The 17,220-nt window shown below is 61.2% G+C and carries 17 protein-coding genes and 1 pseudogene; 13 read left to right on the top strand and 5 right to left on the bottom strand.

From position 1 onward, the window contains the following. The first annotated feature begins 23 nt into the window (after positions 1-23). The 5 genes from AO388_RS05460 (at position 24) to AO388_RS05440 (ending at position 4,342) form a co-directional block, all read left to right on the top strand. Positions 24-872 carry an alpha/beta fold hydrolase gene (locus tag AO388_RS05460; protein ID WP_003434182.1) on the top strand — a complete coding sequence of 283 codons (849 nt, stop codon included), beginning with the start codon at positions 24-26 and terminating at the stop codon, positions 870-872. Continuing rightward, on the top strand, positions 869-2,350 hold the full coding sequence (locus AO388_RS05455; RefSeq protein ID WP_003434183.1) for an aldehyde dehydrogenase: 1,482 nt from the start codon (positions 869-871) through the stop codon (positions 2,348-2,350). Before AO388_RS05460 ends, AO388_RS05455 begins: the two co-directional genes overlap by 4 nt. A 13-nt stretch (positions 2,351-2,363) precedes the next feature. Further along, on the top strand, positions 2,364-2,849 hold the full coding sequence (locus AO388_RS05450) for a flavin reductase family protein (RefSeq protein ID WP_003434184.1): 486 nt from the start codon (positions 2,364-2,366) through the stop codon (positions 2,847-2,849). Positions 2,850-3,024: 175 nt separating this feature from the next. Further along, positions 3,025-3,777: a GntR family transcriptional regulator gene (locus AO388_RS05445; RefSeq protein ID WP_003369267.1), complete on the top strand. Its 753-nt coding sequence runs from the start codon at positions 3,025-3,027 to the stop codon at positions 3,775-3,777. 1 nt (position 3,778) lies between these two features. Further along, positions 3,779-4,342, top strand: coding sequence for an NUDIX hydrolase (locus tag AO388_RS05440; protein ID WP_003369265.1), 564 nt, complete (start codon positions 3,779-3,781; stop codon positions 4,340-4,342). A gap of 32 nt (positions 4,343-4,374) precedes the next feature. On the opposite strand, the gene AO388_RS05435 is transcribed toward AO388_RS05440, so the two are convergent. Then, the gene (locus AO388_RS05435; protein ID WP_003434186.1) at positions 4,375-4,665 is read right to left on the bottom strand and encodes a DUF1330 domain-containing protein; all 291 of its coding nucleotides are present in this window, start codon (positions 4,663-4,665) and stop codon (positions 4,375-4,377) included. Between the two features lie 94 nt (positions 4,666-4,759). Here AO388_RS05435 and ribBA point away from each other — a divergent pair, with 94 nt between their 5' ends. The 5 genes from ribBA (at position 4,760) to AO388_RS05410 (ending at position 10,099) form a co-directional block, all read left to right on the top strand. Further along, positions 4,760-5,869: a bifunctional 3,4-dihydroxy-2-butanone-4-phosphate synthase/GTP cyclohydrolase II gene (ribBA, locus tag AO388_RS05430; RefSeq protein WP_058416163.1), complete on the top strand. Its 1,110-nt coding sequence runs from the start codon at positions 4,760-4,762 to the stop codon at positions 5,867-5,869. 290 nt (positions 5,870-6,159) lie between these two features. Next, positions 6,160-7,185, top strand: a complete 1,026-nt coding sequence (locus tag AO388_RS05425) for an ABC transporter substrate-binding protein (RefSeq protein ID WP_058416162.1) — start codon at positions 6,160-6,162, stop codon at positions 7,183-7,185. Beyond that, complete coding sequence (locus AO388_RS05420; RefSeq protein ID WP_072366517.1) at positions 7,170-8,126, top strand: ABC transporter permease; 957 nt, start codon at positions 7,170-7,172, stop codon at positions 8,124-8,126. The genes AO388_RS05425 and AO388_RS05420 overlap by 16 nt, the downstream gene beginning before the upstream one ends. Positions 8,127-8,132: 6 nt before the next feature. Further along, a complete protein-coding gene (locus tag AO388_RS05415) occupies positions 8,133-8,948 on the top strand; it encodes an ABC transporter permease (RefSeq protein ID WP_003369256.1) in 816 nt (271 codons plus the stop codon). Continuing rightward, the gene (locus AO388_RS05410; RefSeq protein WP_058416161.1) at positions 8,945-10,099 is read left to right on the top strand and encodes an ABC transporter ATP-binding protein; all 1,155 of its coding nucleotides are present in this window, start codon (positions 8,945-8,947) and stop codon (positions 10,097-10,099) included. The genes AO388_RS05415 and AO388_RS05410 overlap by 4 nt, the downstream gene beginning before the upstream one ends. 16 nt (positions 10,100-10,115) lie before the next feature. Here the strand turns inward: AO388_RS05410 and AO388_RS05405 are convergent, their stop codons facing one another. Beyond that, positions 10,116-11,030, bottom strand: a complete 915-nt coding sequence (locus AO388_RS05405) for a LysR substrate-binding domain-containing protein (RefSeq protein WP_032609599.1) — start codon at positions 11,028-11,030, stop codon at positions 10,116-10,118. Between the two features lie 124 nt (positions 11,031-11,154). On the opposite strand from AO388_RS05405, the pseudogene AO388_RS05400 reads away from it, so the two are divergent. Next, positions 11,155-12,254 (top strand): annotated as a pseudogene (locus tag AO388_RS05400) (tartrate dehydrogenase). On the opposite strand, the gene ptrR reads toward AO388_RS05400, so the two are convergent. Beyond that, positions 12,251-13,126 (bottom strand): putrescine utilization regulator PtrR, encoded by an 876-nt coding sequence (gene ptrR, locus AO388_RS05395; protein ID WP_058416160.1) that lies wholly within the window; start codon positions 13,124-13,126, stop codon positions 12,251-12,253. The pseudogene AO388_RS05400 and the gene ptrR sit on opposite strands and share 4 nt — an antisense overlap. A 101-nt stretch (positions 13,127-13,227) precedes the next feature. Between ptrR and AO388_RS05390 the strand changes: the two genes are divergently transcribed. Then, positions 13,228-14,619: an aldehyde dehydrogenase family protein gene (locus tag AO388_RS05390; protein ID WP_058416159.1), complete on the top strand. Its 1,392-nt coding sequence runs from the start codon at positions 13,228-13,230 to the stop codon at positions 14,617-14,619. Between the two features lie 303 nt (positions 14,620-14,922). Here AO388_RS05390 and AO388_RS05385 read toward each other — a convergent pair whose 3' ends face one another. Further along, on the bottom strand, positions 14,923-15,507 hold the full coding sequence (locus AO388_RS05385; protein ID WP_003369242.1) for a flavin reductase family protein: 585 nt from the start codon (positions 15,505-15,507) through the stop codon (positions 14,923-14,925). 140 nt (positions 15,508-15,647) lie between these two features. Between AO388_RS05385 and AO388_RS05380 the strand changes: the two genes are divergently transcribed. After that, positions 15,648-16,271 carry a nucleotidyltransferase family protein gene (locus tag AO388_RS05380; RefSeq protein ID WP_042930710.1) on the top strand — a complete coding sequence of 208 codons (624 nt, stop codon included), beginning with the start codon at positions 15,648-15,650 and terminating at the stop codon, positions 16,269-16,271. Here the strand turns inward: AO388_RS05380 and AO388_RS05375 are convergent. Next, positions 16,252-17,220, bottom strand: a complete 969-nt coding sequence (locus AO388_RS05375) for an XdhC family protein (RefSeq protein ID WP_042930742.1) — start codon at positions 17,218-17,220, stop codon at positions 16,252-16,254. The genes AO388_RS05380 and AO388_RS05375 overlap by 20 nt on opposite strands.

Raw genomic sequence — 17,220 nt, 5'->3', positions numbered from 1 at the left:
TGTCATCTGCGCAGGAGCGATCCATGATTCAGCTCACCGCTGAACACACCCCGGCGGGTACCAGCTATCTGGCTACCGGCCAAGGTCACCCCGTGGTGTTGATTCACGGGGTGGGCCTTAACAAGGAAATGTGGGGCGGCCAGATCGTCGGGCTGGCCACGCAATATCAGGTCATCGCCTACGACATGCTGGGCCACGGTGCCAGCCCTCGCCCCCACCCGGATACGGGTCTGCCAGGCTATGCCGAACAACTGCACGAGCTGCTGACGCACTTGCAACTGCCGCAGGCGGCGGTCGTCGGTTTCTCGATGGGCGGACTGGTGGCGCGTGCGTTTGCGCTGGAGTTTTCCCAGCACCTGTCGGGGCTGGTGGTGCTCAACAGCGTCTTCAATCGCAGCGCGGAACAGCGTGCCAGCGTCATTGCGCGCACCAGTCAGGCTGCCGAGCATGGCCCGGACGCCAATGCGGGCGAAGCGCTGTCACGCTGGTTCAGCCGCGAGTATCAGGCGGCCAGCCCGGCCCAGATTGCGGCCATTCGGCACAACCTGGCCAGCAACGATCCGCAGGGTTACCTGACCACGTACAAGCTGTTCGCCACTCAGGATATGTACCGCGCCGAGGATCTGGGCGATATTCGCGCACCGACGTTGATCGCCACGGGCGAACTTGACCCGGGATCGACGCCCGAAATGGCCCGCGAACTGGCCGCGCGTATCCCTGGTGCCGATGTCGCGATATTGCCCGATCAGCGTCATATGATGCCGGTTGAATCGCCACGCCTGGTCAACCAGGTATTGCTCGGTTTCTTCGAAAAGATCGGCCTCGACAAACCGGCGTCCGCTCACCATTCGATCAAGGGGATTGTTGCATGAGCCTTACCCGCTTTCAGATGTGCATCGACGGTCAATGGGTCGATGCGTTGTCCGGCAAGACCTTCGACAGCCTCGATCCGGCGCGGGCCGAACCCTGGGCGCAACTGCCGGATGCTGACGAAGCTGACGTCGAGCGGGCCGTTCAGGCCGCCCAGAAAGCCTTCGAGGGTCAGGCCTGGCGCGGCCTGACGGCCACGGCACGCGGCAAGCTGCTGCGTAAGCTGGGCGACCTGATTGCCGAAAACAAGGAGCAACTGGCACAGCTGGAAAGCCGCGACAACGGCAAACTGATTCGCGAAACCCGCGGGCAGGTCGGCTATCTGCCCGAATTCTTTCATTACACCGCAGGGCTGGCTGACAAACTCGAAGGCGGCACTTTGCCCCTCGACAAGCCCGACCTGTTCGCCTACACCGTGCACGAACCGATGGGCGTAGTGGCCGGGATCATACCTTGGAACAGCCCGCTGTACCTGACCGCCATCAAGCTGGCCCCGGCACTGGCGGCAGGCAACACCATTGTCCTCAAACCCTCGGAACACGCCTCGGCCACCGTGCTCGAGCTGGCGCGTCTGGCACTTGAAGCCGGCATTCCACCGGGCGTGGTCAACGTCATCACCGGTTACGGCCCGACCACTGGCGCGGCCCTCACCCGGCACCCGCTGGTGCGCAAGATAGCCTTCACCGGTGGCGCGGCTACGGCGCGTCATGTGGTGCGCAGCAGCGCGGAGAACTTCGCCAAACTGTCGCTGGAACTGGGCGGAAAATCACCCAACATCATCTTCGCCGACGCCGATCTGGACAGCGCCATCAATGGCGCCGTCGCCGGCATCTATGCGGCGTCCGGGCAAAGCTGTGTTTCCGGCTCGCGATTGCTGGTGCAGGACGAAATCTACGACGAGTTCGTCGAACGCCTGGCAGAGCGCGCCAGTCGTATCCGCATCGGCAATCCGCAGGATGAAGGCACCGAAATGGGTCCGATGGCCACCGCTCAGCAACTGGCCGTGGTAGAAGGCCTGGTGGCCGACGCGCTGGCCGAAGGTGCACGCCTGCGTCTGGGCGGCAAGCGACCGACGCTGGACAGCAAAGGCTGGTTCTATGAACCTACGCTGTTCGAGTGCGATCACAATTCGATGAAGATCATGCAGGAAGAAGTATTCGGCCCGGTGGCATCGGTGATTCGTTTCAAGGACGAAGCCGAAGCGCTGGCCATCGCCAACGACTCCCAGTTTGGTCTCGCCGCCGGAATATGGACCCGCGACCTTGGCCGGGCACACCGTCTGGCGCGGGATATTCGCTCAGGTATCATCTGGGTCAATACGTATCGAGCCGTGTCGGCCATGGCGCCCATCGGCGGTTTCAAAAATAGCGGCTACGGTCGTGAGAGCGGGATAGACTCCGTGCTGGCCTACACCGAACTGAAAACGGTGTGGATCAACCTTTCGCAGGCGCCCATGCCTGATCCATTTGTCATGCGTTAACGAGGCCGCTGCGATGATAGAACCCGGTATTTACAAAGAAGTCATGGCGTCATTCCCTTCGGGCGTGACCATCGTCACCACCCTCGACCCTGAGGGCAACCTGTTCGGTATTACTGCCAGCGCATTCAGTGCGCTGTCCATCGACCCGGCCCTGGTGCTGTTCTGCCCTAACTATGAGTCGGACACTTACCCGGTGTTGCGTGACAGCAAAAAATTCGCGATTCACCTGCTGTCTGCCGACCAGCAGATAGAAGCCTATGCCTTCGCCAGTAAGGGCAAGGACAAGACCAAGGGCATCGAGTGGCAGTTGAGCGAGCTGGGCAATCCGCTGCTGAGCAAGGCCACGGCGATCATCGAGTGTGAGCTGTGGCGGGAATACGACGGCGGCGATCACGCGATCATTGTCGGCGAGGTGAAAAACCTGATCCTGCCCGCGACACCGGTCACACCGATGGTCTATCACCGGGGCAAGATGGGTGCACTGCCAGCCATCGTCTGAGGTAGCTCAGGGCAGTCTTGGTGGTTGCAGGCACGGGCGTGATAAACTCGGCCGCGACCCGGGTTCATCCATCCGGGCCATGCAGCAGCCCGCGCGGTTTGCGGGTTGCCGACATGAGCGAGACGTTATTTCCAGTCACGTTTTTACTTTGACAGCCCCATTCCGAGCACACCCGATGAAACGCCTGCCTCTCGACGACACCTTCAAGGTCAACCGCAACCCCGTCACACTGCGCGAGATCGTGCTGGACAAGCTGCGCAGCGCAATCATGAACTTTCAACTGCTGCCGGGCGATCGTCTGGTCGAGCGTGATCTGTGTGACCGCCTCGGGGTAAGCCGCACGTCGGTTCGCGAAGCACTGCGCCACCTGGAATCCGAAGGCCTGGTGGAGTTCGCCGATGCCAAGGGCCCGCGTGTTGCAATCATCACGCTGGCTGATGCCTGCGATATCTACGAACTACGCTGCGTGCTGGAAGGCCTGATCGTTCAGCTGTTTACCCTGCGGGCCAAGCCCAAGGACATTCGCGCTCTGGAAAAAGCCCTGGAGGAAAATCGTCAGGCGCTCAAGGAAGGCGAACTGCAGCAGGTGATCGACTCGGTCCAGGGTTTCTACGATGTATTGCTGGAAGGCTCGGGCAACCATGTGGCCGCGACCCAGCTACGCCAGTTGCAGGCGCGCATCAGCTACCTGCGCGCCACCTCGGTATCCCAGGAAAATCGCCGCGGTGCCAGCAACAAGGAAATGGAGCTCATGGTCGAAGCGATCAAGAGCGGCGACCCGCTGGCCGCGCACCAGGCGTCGGTCGATCACGTACGCAACGCCGCACGTGTGGCGCTGGAATACCTCAAATCCAAGCAGGACGAAGACAGCAAAGTCCGTGACATCATCGCCCCCGTTGCGCTGAAAGAACCTCGCATAGGTCGCTGAAATGGCCACACCGCGCTTCTGTCCTCAATGCGGTAGCGCTGATCTGGCTCAGCGTGTCCCGTCTGGCGATACGCACGTGCGGCTGGTCTGTGGCGGCTGTCAGTATATTCACTACATCAACCCGAAGATCATCGCGGGTTGCATCATCGAGCAGGAAGGCAAGTACCTGCTTTGCCAGCGCGCCATCCCGCCGCGCCCGGGCACCTGGACACTGCCTGCCGGTTTCATGGAAAGCGGCGAAACCACCGAGCAGGCGGCGCTGCGTGAAGTCTGGGAAGAAACCGGTGTGCGCGCCGAGATCCTTTCGCCCTACTCTATCTTCAGCGTGCCGCGCATCAGCGAAGTCTACATTGTGTTCCGCGCCATCGCGCTGGAGGTGACCGGCCAGTTCGGCCCGGAAACCCTGGATTACAGATTCTTCGCCCCCGAAGACATCCCGTGGGACAGCATCTATTACCCCGCCATCCGCCAGATACTGGAACGCTATATCGAAGAACGTCAGGCGGGTGTCTACGGTATTTATATCGGTAACGACGACACCGGCAAGGTGCACTTTATCCGGTGAATGCCTGAAGCTTTCAGCTCGCAACTGAACGCTTAAAACTGCCCCTCGACGATCACGATCTCGGCCTTCGAAGCACCCTGCCTGTGGCTCATCGCATGCTGGTACTCGGGCGACCGATAACAGGCCAGCGCCTTCTCGTAGGATTCAAATTCGATAATCACCGTGCGCTGCGGCGTATCACGCCCTTCGAGCGCCTCGGAACGTCCGCCGCGCGCGAGGAACCTGCCACCAAACAGCTCGAAAGCCGCGGGGGCGCGCTGGGTGTATTCGCTGTACTGCTGAGGGTCGGTCACATCAACGTGTGCAATCCAATAGGCTTTCATCGCGGTCTCACTGTTTCATTGATAGGCAATCTGTGAAATATTCTGTCTTATGGTATACCACGATTCATCCACCCATAAAACCGGGAAACTGACTATGGCGTTCGATCGCATCGAAGACATCATCGAAGACTACCGCCAAGGCAAGATGGTGTTGCTGGTCGACGACGAAGACCGGGAAAACGAAGGCGATCTGCTATTGGCTGCCGATTGCTGTTCGCCACAGGCCATCAGCTTCATGGCCCGCGAAGCGCGCGGTCTGATCTGCCTGACGCTGACCGACGAACACTGCCAGCGTCTGGGCCTGGAACAGATGGTACCCAGCAACGGCAGCGTATTCGCCACCGCGTTCACGGTGTCCATCGAAGCGACCACAGGTGTGACCACCGGCATCAGCGCGGCAGATCGTGCGCGTACCGTTCAGGCTGCCGTCAACCCGCACGCAGTACCGGAAGACCTGGTGCAGCCGGGCCATATCTTTCCATTGCGCGCGCGTGACGGCGGCGTCCTGACCCGTGCCGGGCATACCGAAGCGGGCTGCGACCTGGCCCGGCTGGCCGGTTTCACGCCAGCGTCGGTCATCGTTGAAGTCATGAATGATGACGGCAGCATGGCCAGAAGACCTGACCTGGAAGTGTTTGCCAAAAAGCACGGCATCCGCATCGGCACCATCGCCGACCTGATCCATTACCGCCTGAGCACCGAACACACCATCGTCAGGATTGGCGAGCGCGAACTGCCGACCGTGCACGGCACCTTCCGTCTGTTCAGCTACGAAGACCGCATCGAAGGTGGCGTGCACATGGCCATGGTGATGGGCGACATCCGCCGTGACGCCGCCACGCTGGTGCGCGTGCATGTTGTCGACCCGCTGCGCGACCTGGTCGGTGCCGAATACAACGGCCCCGCCAACTGGACGCTTTGGGCCGCCCTGCAACGTATCGCTGAAGAAGGTCACGGCGTGGTGGTGGTGCTCGCCAACCACGAATCTTCCCAAGCGCTGCTGGAGCGCATTCCACAGCTCACCCAGCCGCCACGCCAATACACGCGTTCGCAATCACGTATTTATTCCGAGGTCGGTACGGGCGCACAGATCTTGCAGGATCTGGGCGTCGGCAAGCTGCGCCACCTCGGGCCGCCACTGAAATACGCAGGGTTGACTGGCTACGATCTGGAAGTGATTGAAAATATTCCGTTTCCCGGCTGAACAGGCAAACGCTTGGCGCGCGAGCCTGATAATCCACTGCCTTTAACCGAAGGCGCTGACCAAAAAAGCCACCGTGAAGGCGTTTTGACAGGGCAAAACGCTTGCAGAAAGTTTGGAATACCATAATATGACATTCCATAAATACAAGATCTGGTCAGACGCGCCCGGCGAGGGACAGCACTAATAACAGCACCTGACCTGTACAAGGTTTCAAGGCCCATTGGACCTACTGCTCCCGATTACGCGGGCAAGAAAAGCCCGCTCAAAACACAACAAATGAGGGCGTAAAAATGGTGTTGAACAAACGTGCAACAGCAGTCCTGGCCGCTGGCGTGCTGGCTTTCTCAAGTGTCGCCGCTACTGCCGCCGAGAGCGTCAACTTCGTGAGTTGGGGCGGCTCCACGCAGGACTTTCAGAAGGAGGCCTGGGCGGCACCGTTCAGCAAGGCCAGCGGCATCACCGTCGTGCAGGACGGTCCTACCGACTACGGCAAACTCAAGGCCATGGTCGAAAGCGGTAACGTGCAGTGGGACGTTGTCGATGTCGAAGCCGACTTCGCCCTGCGCGCCGCCAGTGAAGGCCTGCTGGAGCCTCTGGACTTCACCGCCATCAAACGCGACGAGATCGACAAACGTTTCGTGACTGACCACGGCGCCGGTTCGTTCTTCTTCTCCTTCGTGCTCGGCTACAACGAAAGCAAAGTCGGCGGTAAGGCGCCGGGTGACTGGGCCGCGATGTTCGACACCAAGACCTACCCTGGCAAGCGCGCGCTGTACAAGTGGCCAAGCCCCGGCGTGCTGGAACTGGCTCTGTTGGCCGATGGTGTAGCGCCTGACAAGCTTTACCCGCTGGACCTCGACCGCGCCTTCAAGAAACTCGACACCATCAAGAAGGACATCGTCTGGTGGGGCGGCGGTGCGCAGTCCCAGCAACTGCTGGCTTCCGGCGAAGTGTCGATGGGGCAGATGTGGAACGGCCGGGTCTACGCCCTGCAGCAGGATGGCGCGCCGGTGGGTGTGAGCTGGAAACAGAATCTGGTCATGGCTGACTTTCTGGTCGTACCCAAGGGCGCAAAGAACAAGGACGCTGCGATGAAATTCATCGCCAATGCAACCAGTGCCAAAGGCCAGGCGGACTTCTCCAATCTCAGTGCCTATGCCCCGGTCAATACCCAGAGCGTTGCGCGCCTGGACTCTACGCTGGCACCTAACCTGCCGACCGCGCACGTTGCCGATCAAATCACTCTCGACTTCGCATACTGGGCCAAGAACGGCGCTGATATTGCGACACGGTGGAACGAATGGCTGGTCAAGTAAAAATGACAGCGGTTGCTCCTCGTCAATCCATGCCGGCCGGGGGTGCTTCCAGCACCGCTGGCACGGCCAGCCAGAAGGCGCCGGGCATGCAGGCATCCCCTTCCCTCGCACAGCGCTGGCGTGGCAGCCGCAATCTGCTTCCGGCGCTGATCTTCCTCGGACTGTTCTTCTTCGCGCCGCTGATTGCCCTGCTGCTGCGGGGCGTGCTGGAACCGGTGCCGGGCCTTGGCAACTATGAGCAACTGTTTGCCAACTCGGCCTACTCGCGGGTGCTGCTCAATACCTTTTCCGTAGCCGGTCTGGTGACGCTGTTCAGCCTGCTGCTGGGCTTCCCGCTCGCCTGGGTGATCACCCTGGTGCCGCGCGGCTGGGGACGCTGGATTCTGAATATCGTGCTGTTGTCGATGTGGACCAGCCTGCTGGCCCGTACCTATTCGTGGCTGGTGCTGTTGCAGGCCTCAGGGGTCGTCAACAAGGCCTTGATGGCCATGGGCATCATCGATCAACCGCTGGAAATGGTGCACAACCTGACCGGTGTGGTGATCGGCATGAGCTACATCATGATTCCGTTCATCGTCCTGCCGCTGCAGGCGACCATGCAGGCCATCGATCCCATGGTACTGCAGGCGGGTTCGATCTGCGGCGCCAGCCCGTGGAGCAATTTCTTCAGAGTGTTCCTGCCACTGTGCCGTCCGGGGCTGTTTTCCGGAGGCCTGATGGTGTTTGTCATGTCGCTCGGTTATTACGTCACCCCGGCGCTGCTCGGCGGCGCGCAGAACATGATGCTGCCCGAATTCATCGTCCAGCAGGTGCAGTCGTTCCTCAACTGGGGGCTGGCCAGTGCCGCCGCTGCGTTGCTGGTGCTGATCACGCTGGTGCTGTTCTACTTCTACCTGAAGCTCCAGCCGGAATCACCGGTCGGCGCCAGCAATGCGAGGTAAACCGCCATGCTCCTGACACCCAATGCCATGAGCCCCGGCTTGCGTACGGGCCTGTACCTGACCACCGCCCTGATCGCGCTGTTCCTGTTGCTGCCGATCCTGTTCATCGTCCTGCTGTCGTTCGGTTCGTCGCAGTGGCTGGTGTTTCCGCCGCCCGGCTGGACGCTGAAGTGGTATCAGCAGTTTTTTTCCAATCCGGACTGGATGGCCGCGGCCATGTCCAGCTTCAAGGTCGCGATCCTGACCACCCTCGCCTCGGTGGCACTGGGCCTGCCCACTGCATTCGCACTGGTGCGTGGCCGGTTTCCGGGGCGTGACCTGCTGTACGGCATCTTCACACTGCCGATGATCGTGCCGCTGGTGATTATCGCCGTCGCGGTCTACGCGCTGTTTCTCAAGCTCGGCTACACCGGCACACTGTTTTCCTTCGTCGTCAGCCATGTGATCGTTGCCTTGCCGTTCACCATCATCTCGATCATCAATTCGTTGAAGCTGTTCGACCAGTCCATCGAGGATGCCGCAGTCATCTGCGGTGCCTCACGCTTGCAGGCCATCTACAAGGTGACCTTTCCCGGCATCCGGCCGGGCATGATGGCCGGTGCGCTGTTCGCGTTCCTGGTGTCGTGGGACGAGGTGGTCTTGAGCGTGATGATGGCCAGCCCTACCCTGCAAACCCTTCCCGTGAAAATGTGGACCACCCTGCGTCAGGACCTGACGCCAGTCATCGCCGTCGCCTCAACGCTGCTGATCGCCCTGTCGGTGCTGATCATGTTCATCGCCGCGACCCTGCGTCGCCGCAACGAAGCCAGGAGTACTTCATGAGTGCCGTGATCAAAGACCCCGCCCATCAGCGACAGAACACACTCGTCAGCCTGTGTAATCTGAACAAGCACTATGGAAGTTTCGCCGCCGTCGACGACATTTCCCTGGACATCCAGGACGGCGAATTCCTGACCTTCCTGGGCTCCAGCGGCTCGGGAAAAAGCACCACGCTGTCGATGCTCGCCGGCTTCGAAACGCCCAGCTCGGGCGAGATTCTGGTGGGCGGCAAATCGCTGGTGAATGTGCCGCCGCACAAACGCGACATCGGTATGGTATTTCAGCGCTACTCGCTCTTCCCGCACCTGTCGGTCCGCGACAACATTGCCTTTCCGCTGACGATCCGCAAGTTGCCTGCGGCCGAACGCGAGAAGAAAGTCGATGCGATGCTCAAGCTGGTTCAGCTGGAAGCCTTCGCTCATCGTCGCCCGTCGCAACTGTCAGGCGGCCAGCAGCAACGGGTCGCCATCGCCAGGGCGCTGGTTTACGAGCCGCGCATCCTGCTGATGGACGAGCCTCTAGGCGCACTGGACAAGAAGCTGCGTGAAGACTTGCAGGACGAACTGCGTCAGTTGCATCGCCGGCTGGACCTCACCATCGTTTACGTGACCCATGACCAGGAAGAAGCCATGCGCCTGTCACAGCGCATCGCCATTTTCAGCCATGGCAAGATCGTCGGTCTGGGCTCGGGCTATGACCTGTACCAGGATCCACCGAATGCCTTCGTCGCCTCGTTTCTCGGCAACTCGAACTTCCTCAGGCTCAAGGCTCAGGGCAATGCCGTGGCGACGTTCGAGGGCAGCACACTGGCGATTCGCCTGACCGCAGGGCTGAAGACCGATCAGGACGTGCTGCTGATGGTGCGCCCGGAGAAAGCCCAGGCGCTGAGCGTGTCCCAGGCTGTGGCCATGCCACTCGAAGCAGGCTGGAACGAGGTGAGCGCCACGGTCCATGAAGTGCTGTTCCTTGGCGAGAGCCAGACGTGCTCGGTAGTCACTGCCGGAGGTACTGCCATGACGGTCAAGGCGCTTTCCGCGAACGGCATGTCGCTCAAGGCCGGCGACCCCGTGCACGTGCGCTGGGCCGCCGCAGACGCATGCATCTACACCGAATGGACAGACAGCGACCTGAACAAGGCAGCCGGCACCCACTGACAGTGTGTGCTGTGCTTCAGTGGTTGACCGGCGAAGGATGCAGGGCAAGGTAGTCGCGCAGAAACTCCACCGTGACGCGGACCTTGGCCGAACTCATCAGCGGCGAGGTATGCACCGCCCAGATGTCTGCATCCTGACGGTAATCCGGCAACACCTGAACCAGCCGGCCCTCGGCCAGGTCAGTGCGCACATCCCACAGCGAACGCAGCAATACCCCGCGTCCGTCCAGGCACCACTGGCGGGCGATTTCGCCGTGGTTGGTGGACAGGCTGCCGGTCACCTTGACGGTTTCGGCACCCTGCGGCCCGTTGAGGTGCCAGATGCCGAACGGCCGGTCGCGCTCCTTGATCACCAGGCAATCGTGATTGGCCAGTTCGCCAAGATTGAGCGGCGTGCCATGAAGGTTGAGGTAGCCGGGGCTCGCGCACAGAACCCGCCAGTTGCTGGCCAGATGCCTGGCGCGCAAGTGCGGAGCGATTTCGTTGCCGACGCGGATATCCAGATCGACGCCCTCCTCGATCAGATCGACCAGCCGGTCCTGAATGTCCAGACGGATATCCAGCTTCGGATAACGCGCGGCCAGTTCCGACAACGCCGGCGCGACGAAACGACGGCCAAAGCCCTGGCTGCTGACCACGCGCAACAAGCCACTCGGTTCGCCATGCAGTGCCGCCACTTGGTCGCCCATCTGCTGCACTGAGTCGAGCATACCCCTGGCCCACTCGTAGACGCGCTCGCCATCTTCGGTAATCGACACCTGCCGGGTCGAGCGGTGCAGCAACACCACGCCCATGCCCTGCTCCAGCAAACGAATGCGCTTGCTGACGTAGGCAGCGGACATGCCCAGCTCATCCGCAGCCCCGACGAAGCTTGAGCGCCGGGCCACATGAACGAACACATTCAAATCATCGAGACTGGGGTATTTATTCACGATTCGTGTTTTCTCAGTCCATTAATCGGCTGATTATCTTTGTATCGTGCGCTTATAGCATGAATGGCCTGTGCAACTCATTCATCGCACACCCGTAATGGATCGATTCAGAGAGAGCGCCACCATGAACAACAAGAAACTGCGTATCGCTGCCATCGCCGGTGACGGCATCGGCCTGGAAGTGCTGCCCGAAGGAGTACGTGTGGTGCAGGCCGCTGCCGCACGGCACGGCACGGGCTGGACCTGGAGTTCGAATACTTCGAATGGGCCAGCTGCGATTACTACCTGAAGCACGGCAAGATGATGCCGGACGACTGGTTCGAACAGCTCAAAGGCTTTGACTCGATCTTCTTCGGCGCCGTCGGCTGGCCGGAAAAGGTGCCGGATCACATCTCACTGTGGGGCTCGCTGCTCAAGTTTCGTCGCGAATTCGATCAGTACGCGAATATCCGTCCGGTGCGGCTGTTTCCCGGCGTCCCCTGCCCGCTGGCCCATCGTAAACCGGGCGACATCGACTTTGTCGTGGTCCGGGAAAACACCGAAGGTGAATACTCGTCGCTGGGCGGGATCATGTTCGAAAATACCGACAACGAATTCGTGTTGCAGGAATCGGTGTTCACCCGTCGCGGCGTCGACCGCATTCTCAAATTCGCCTTCGAGATGGCCAGCAAACGCGAGCGCAAGCACGTTACCTCGGCGACCAAATCCAACGGCATGGCCATCAGCATGCCGTATTGGGACAAGCGCACCGAAACGATGGCCAGCCAGTACCCCGGCATCAGTTGGGACAAGCAACACATCGACATTCTCTGCGCACGTTTCGTGCTGCAACCCGAGCGCTTCGACGTGGTAGTGGCGTCCAATCTGTTCGGCGACATCCTCAGCGACCTCGGCCCGGCCTGCGCAGGCACCATCGGCATCGCGCCTTCAGCCAATCTCAACCCCGAGCGTCACTTCCCGTCGCTGTTCGAACCGGTTCACGGCTCGGCCCCGGATATCTTCGGCCAGAACATCGCCAACCCGATCGCCATGATCTGGTCGGGTGCGCTCATGCTCGAATTCCTCGGCCAGGGCGATCAGCGCTTCACCGCGGCCCATGACGAAATCATCACCGCCATCGAGCAAGTGATCGCCAACGGCGACGTCACGCCGGATCTGGGCGGCACGCTTTCGACTCAACAAGTCGGTGCGGCGATTGCCGAGCGGGTTTGTGCAGGCCGTTAAACGCTCGCTGGCTCGTTGCGCTGTTCCAGTAACTCGACGAAGCGAGTCAGGCTGCGTGACACCGTGCCGCGGCGCCAGATCAGCCAGGTCTGCAGGTAGCGAAACTTCTCGGACAGCGGCCAGATACTGACCGTGGCGCAGCCGGGCATGCTTTCCAGCATGCTGCGCGGCATCAGCGCCAGCCCGGCACCGGCGCTGACGCAGGCGAGCATGCCGTGGTAGGACTCCATTTCATGGATCTTGCCCGGCACTGCCGCGTCATCGGTAAACCAGCGTTCAAAGTGATGGCGGTACGAGCAGTTGGCACGAAACGCATAGATACTCTCTCCGCTGACATCCCGCCCGCGCTTGACCGGCGCATGATTGAGCGGCGCAATGATGACCATTTCCTCTTCGAAGACCGGCACGCCGTCAAGCGATGGATGCTGCACTGGCCCGTCAACGAACGCAGCGACCAGTCGACCGGCCAGCACGCCGTCGATCATGGTTCCGGACGGGCCTGTGGACAGGTCCAGCTCGACCTTGGCGTTCTGCTGGTTGTAGGCGGCCAGCAGCGCAGGAATCCTGACCGCAGCCGTGCTTTCCAGCGAGCCCAGTGCAAAAGGCCCCTGTGGCTCCTCACCGGAAACGGCGGAACGCGCTTCCTGCACCAGATCCAGGATGCGTCGCGTGTAGTCGAGAAAATTCCAGCCTGCGGGAGACAGACGCAAGCGGTGCTTCTCGCGAATGAACAGGTCGACGCCCAGATCCTGCTCCAGTTGCTTGATGCGCGTGGTCAGGTTCGAGGGCACCCGGTGGATGTGCTGCGCGGCGGCGCTGATGCTGCCGTGTTCAGCCACCGCCTTGAAGATCTCCAACTGAACCAGATCCATATCATTCTCCAAACATGAACGTTACGATCATTATTATTCAGTTTTACAAAGCATTGCACGCCTATATGCTGGTCCCACTTCCACCTCAACAGGATGGCGCAATGACTACTGTCACCAGCAACACCCATGCAATCTCGATCAACCCTGCCACCGGCGAGCAGATCGGCCACTATGCCTTCGAATCAGCCGTTGCGCTGGATCAAAGCCTGTCGCGCGCGGCGGCCGGTTTTGCCGGCTGGAAGCGCACGCCGGTTCAGCAACGTGCGCAACTGATCATCGCCATGGGTCAGGCCCTGCGTGATGACGTCGACAACATTGCACGCATGATCAGTCAGGAAATGGGCAAGCCCGTCGCTCAGGCCCGAGGCGAGGTCGAAAAATGCGCGCAGCTGTGCGACTGGTACGCGGCACAAGGCCCGGCGATGCTGGTGGCCGAAGCAACTCAGGTCGAGAATGACAAGGCGCGGATCGAGTATCGTCCGCTGGGCCCGATTCTCGCAGTGATGCCATGGAATTTCCCGATCTGGCAAGTGCTGCGCGGCGCGATTCCGACCCTGCTGGCCGGCAATACTTACGTGCTCAAGCACGCGCCCAACGTAATGGGCTGCGCTTACCTGATGCTCGACGCGTTCAAGCGTGCCGGTTTTCCGGAGGGTGTGTTCGAGGTCATCAACGTGACCCCGGAAGGCGTTTCAAGCGCCATTGCCGACCCGCGCATCGCAGCCGTCACCCTGACCGGCAGCGTGCGTGCTGGCCAGGCCATCGGTGCCCAGGCCGGTGCGGCACTGAAGAAGTGCGTGCTGGAACTGGGCGGTTCCGACCCGTTCATCGTGCTCAACGACGCGGACCTGGATCAGGCGGTGAAGGCGGCGGTGATTGGCCGCTTCCAGAACACCGGGCAGGTCTGTGCAGCGGCCAAGCGCCTGATCATCGAGCAAGGCGTGGTCGAGGAGTTCACCCGCAGATTCGTCGAGCAAACGCGTCAACTGGTGACAGGCGATCCCCTCTCCAGCGAAACCTACATCGGCCCCATGGCGCGCTTCGATCTGCGCGACGAGCTGGATACCCAGGTGCAGGACACGCTCGCCGAAGGCGCCACGCTGTTGCTGGGCGGCAAAAAGGCTGAAGGCCAGGGCAATTATTATCAGCCGACCGTGCTCGGTAACGTCACCGATAAGATGACTTCGTTCCGGCAGGAGCTGTTCGGCCCGGTAGCGTCGATCATCACCGCCAGAGACGCGCAGCATGCCCTGGAGCTGGCCAATGACAGCGACTTCGGCCTGACCGCGACGGTTTATACCCGCGACCTGCAGCTGGCCGAGCGCATGACCGAGGAACTGGAAACCGGCGGTGTGTTCATCAACGGCTACAGCGCTTCAGACCCGCGCGTGACCTTCGGCGGCGTGAAGAAAAGCGGTTTTGGCCGTGAGCTGTCGCACTTCGGTGTACGCGAATTCTGCAATGCGCAGACCGTGTGGCGGGATCGTCACTGAGGGTTCAGCAGGTACACAGCTGTTACCGGAGTGACCGGGGCGGCGATCCGCGTTGCTCGCGAAGGCCGCTGAATGTCTGCTGATCAGTCAGTCCGCCTTCGCGAGCAAGCTCGCTCCCACGGAGGCAGTGTGTGCTTGCTCATGAAAAGGCTGGTGCAGCCGCTGACTACTTGCGGAGCAGTCAGTCCGCTTTCGCGAGCAAGCTTGCTCCCACGGGAACGATAAGTGTGATTGTGTGGGAGTGAGCTTGCTCACGAAGAGGCCTTTACGGCCAGTGGAGATCGTCAGGGCCAGACATCGCGATCATTCCTCGCCCGTTTCCACCACCGCAGGCTCACCAATCGTATAGAAATGCCCGCCCGCGACGTAATGCAGGCTGCGCCATTTCGGATCGGCCTTTTCGAATTCCCAGTGTCCGTCGTTGAACACACGGGTATCGGCCCAGGCACCCACCACTTCACCAATGAACAGGTCATAGGTCTGCTGATTGTGCGGCTCGGGAATGACCTTGCAGATCAGCCACGCCGAGCAGCCTGCGACCAGCGGCGAGTCGTGGCCGTCGATGCGGAACAGGTCCACATTGGCCTTGTCCAGCTTGTCCGGGGTAAAGACCTTGCTCTGGGTGCCGACGTCGAAGGTCATCTGCAATTGATCCAGATTGGGCACCTGCAGGGCAAAGTAGCCACTCTTCTCAACCAGCTCGCGGGTCTTGGTCATCTTGTCGATGACCAGCGTCACTTTCGGCGGCGAAAAGTCCAGTGCACAGGCCCAGGCCGCAGCCATGACGTTATGCGTGCCCTCGTGGCTGGATGAGACCAGCACGGTCGGGCCGTGGTTGAGCAAACGGTAGGCTTTTTCCAGATCGACAGGACGAATATGATTGTCCACTTGAAACCCTCGAAAACATGATTCGTGCCGCTACCGGCAAGGCAGCGAAATAAGGCATTGTGCGTGCATCAGCAGAACTGCAGGGTGCGACGGGCAAGCCGCGTGCGCCCTCTCCTTTCACCCACTCATAAGGTTTCGGATTGAGCAGGATAGACAGCCAGATCCCAGAAGTGTTCGCCCTGGTCCTTGCAGCGGGGCGCAGCAGACGCTTTGCCGGTGACAAACGGCAGGCGCTTCTGCCTTGCGGGCGGACCCTGCTCACGGCAAGCCTGGAAAACGCGCAAAACGCATTCGGCAAAACGGCGGTGGTAGTGCGCCCTGATGACCAAGCGGATGCGCTGGGGATTGCCTCGAACGTCACGATCATCCGCAGCGAACAGGCCGAACTGGGAATGGGCCACAGCCTGGCGAGCGCCGTTGCGGCAGTGATGGACTCCTTTGCCGATGCGGTTGCCATTGTTCTCGCGGACATGCCCTGGATACAGCCGCAGACCCTGCATGATCTGGCCAGAATGGCCGATTCCCAGCGCATTGTCCTGCCCATGCACAAGGGCCAGCGCGGCCACCCGGTGATTATTGGCCGCCGGTTCTGGCCAGCGCTGCTCAAGCTGGAAGGCGATCAGGGCGCGAAAGCCCTGATCATCGATAACCCCGAGGCATGTGACGTACTGCACTGCGATGACCCTGGCATCCTGCGTGACGCCGACACCCCGTCAGCGCTGGCAGAAGCCTGCCGGCAACACCTTACACCTCGGCACGACTGACACCGTTGGCCACCCGCAGGATATCGGCCATTACCGCAATGGCGATCTCGGAAGGGGTCTTGCTGCCCAGGTTCAGGCCGATGGGCGCGTGAATCCGGTCCAGGACCTGAGAGTTCAGCCCGCCAATCCGCCCCAGACGCTCCAGACGTTTGCTGCTGGTGCGCATCGAACCCATCGCGCCTATGTAAAACGCCTCGGTACGGACCGCCTCGAGCATGCTCAGATCGTCCAGCTTCGGATCATGCGTCAGAGCAAGAACGGCCGTCGAACTGTGGCAGCCGCCCTCGGCAATGAACACCGCAGGCAGCACGCCACGCACCTCGACACCCGGCATCGAGAACCCGGAAGTGACCTCGACACGAGGGTCACAAACGATCACCTCATACCCCATCGCAACGGCAAAACTGGCGCAGAACTCGGCCACCGGCGACAGTCCGGCGAGCAGCACGCGGTACACCGCACCCATGCGGATGCTGATCCGCTCACCGTCGACCTGTACGCGTGACTCGCCCATCGTCGCAGGCCCGATCTCCCTCTGCACGCCGCCCAGTTGCACCTGCCTGCTGACCAGCTCGCGACCGGCCAGCGCCTGCTCGATGGCCGCCAGATGAGCATCGGCTTCAGGGCCTGGGGCAATGAACTCGATCAACACATCCAGCACACCACCGCACGGCAAGGCCCGCGTCGGCGCGAAGCCGCCGTCGCCGTAACGAACCACCTGATTGACCGGCTCGAACTGGCTGGCAGCAACGCGCTCGAGAAAATCCTCTTCCACGCAGCCACCTGACAGAGAGCCGCGATGCTCGCCGCTGCCCAGCGCCACCAGCATCGCCCCCGGCCCGCGCGGGGCCGAGCCGAATGTGGAAAGAACCGTACACAGCCAGACGGCCTTGCCGCCGGCCAGCCAGTCGCGCGCCTGTTGTACAACCTGCAAATCAAGCTGTTTCAT

The sequence above is a fragment of the Pseudomonas sp. ICMP 10191 genome (assembly GCF_001467335.1).
In the GTDB taxonomy this organism is placed as follows: domain Bacteria; phylum Pseudomonadota; class Gammaproteobacteria; order Pseudomonadales; family Pseudomonadaceae; genus Aquipseudomonas; species Aquipseudomonas cerasi.
This window is presented reverse-complemented; position numbering and strand designations above follow the sequence as displayed.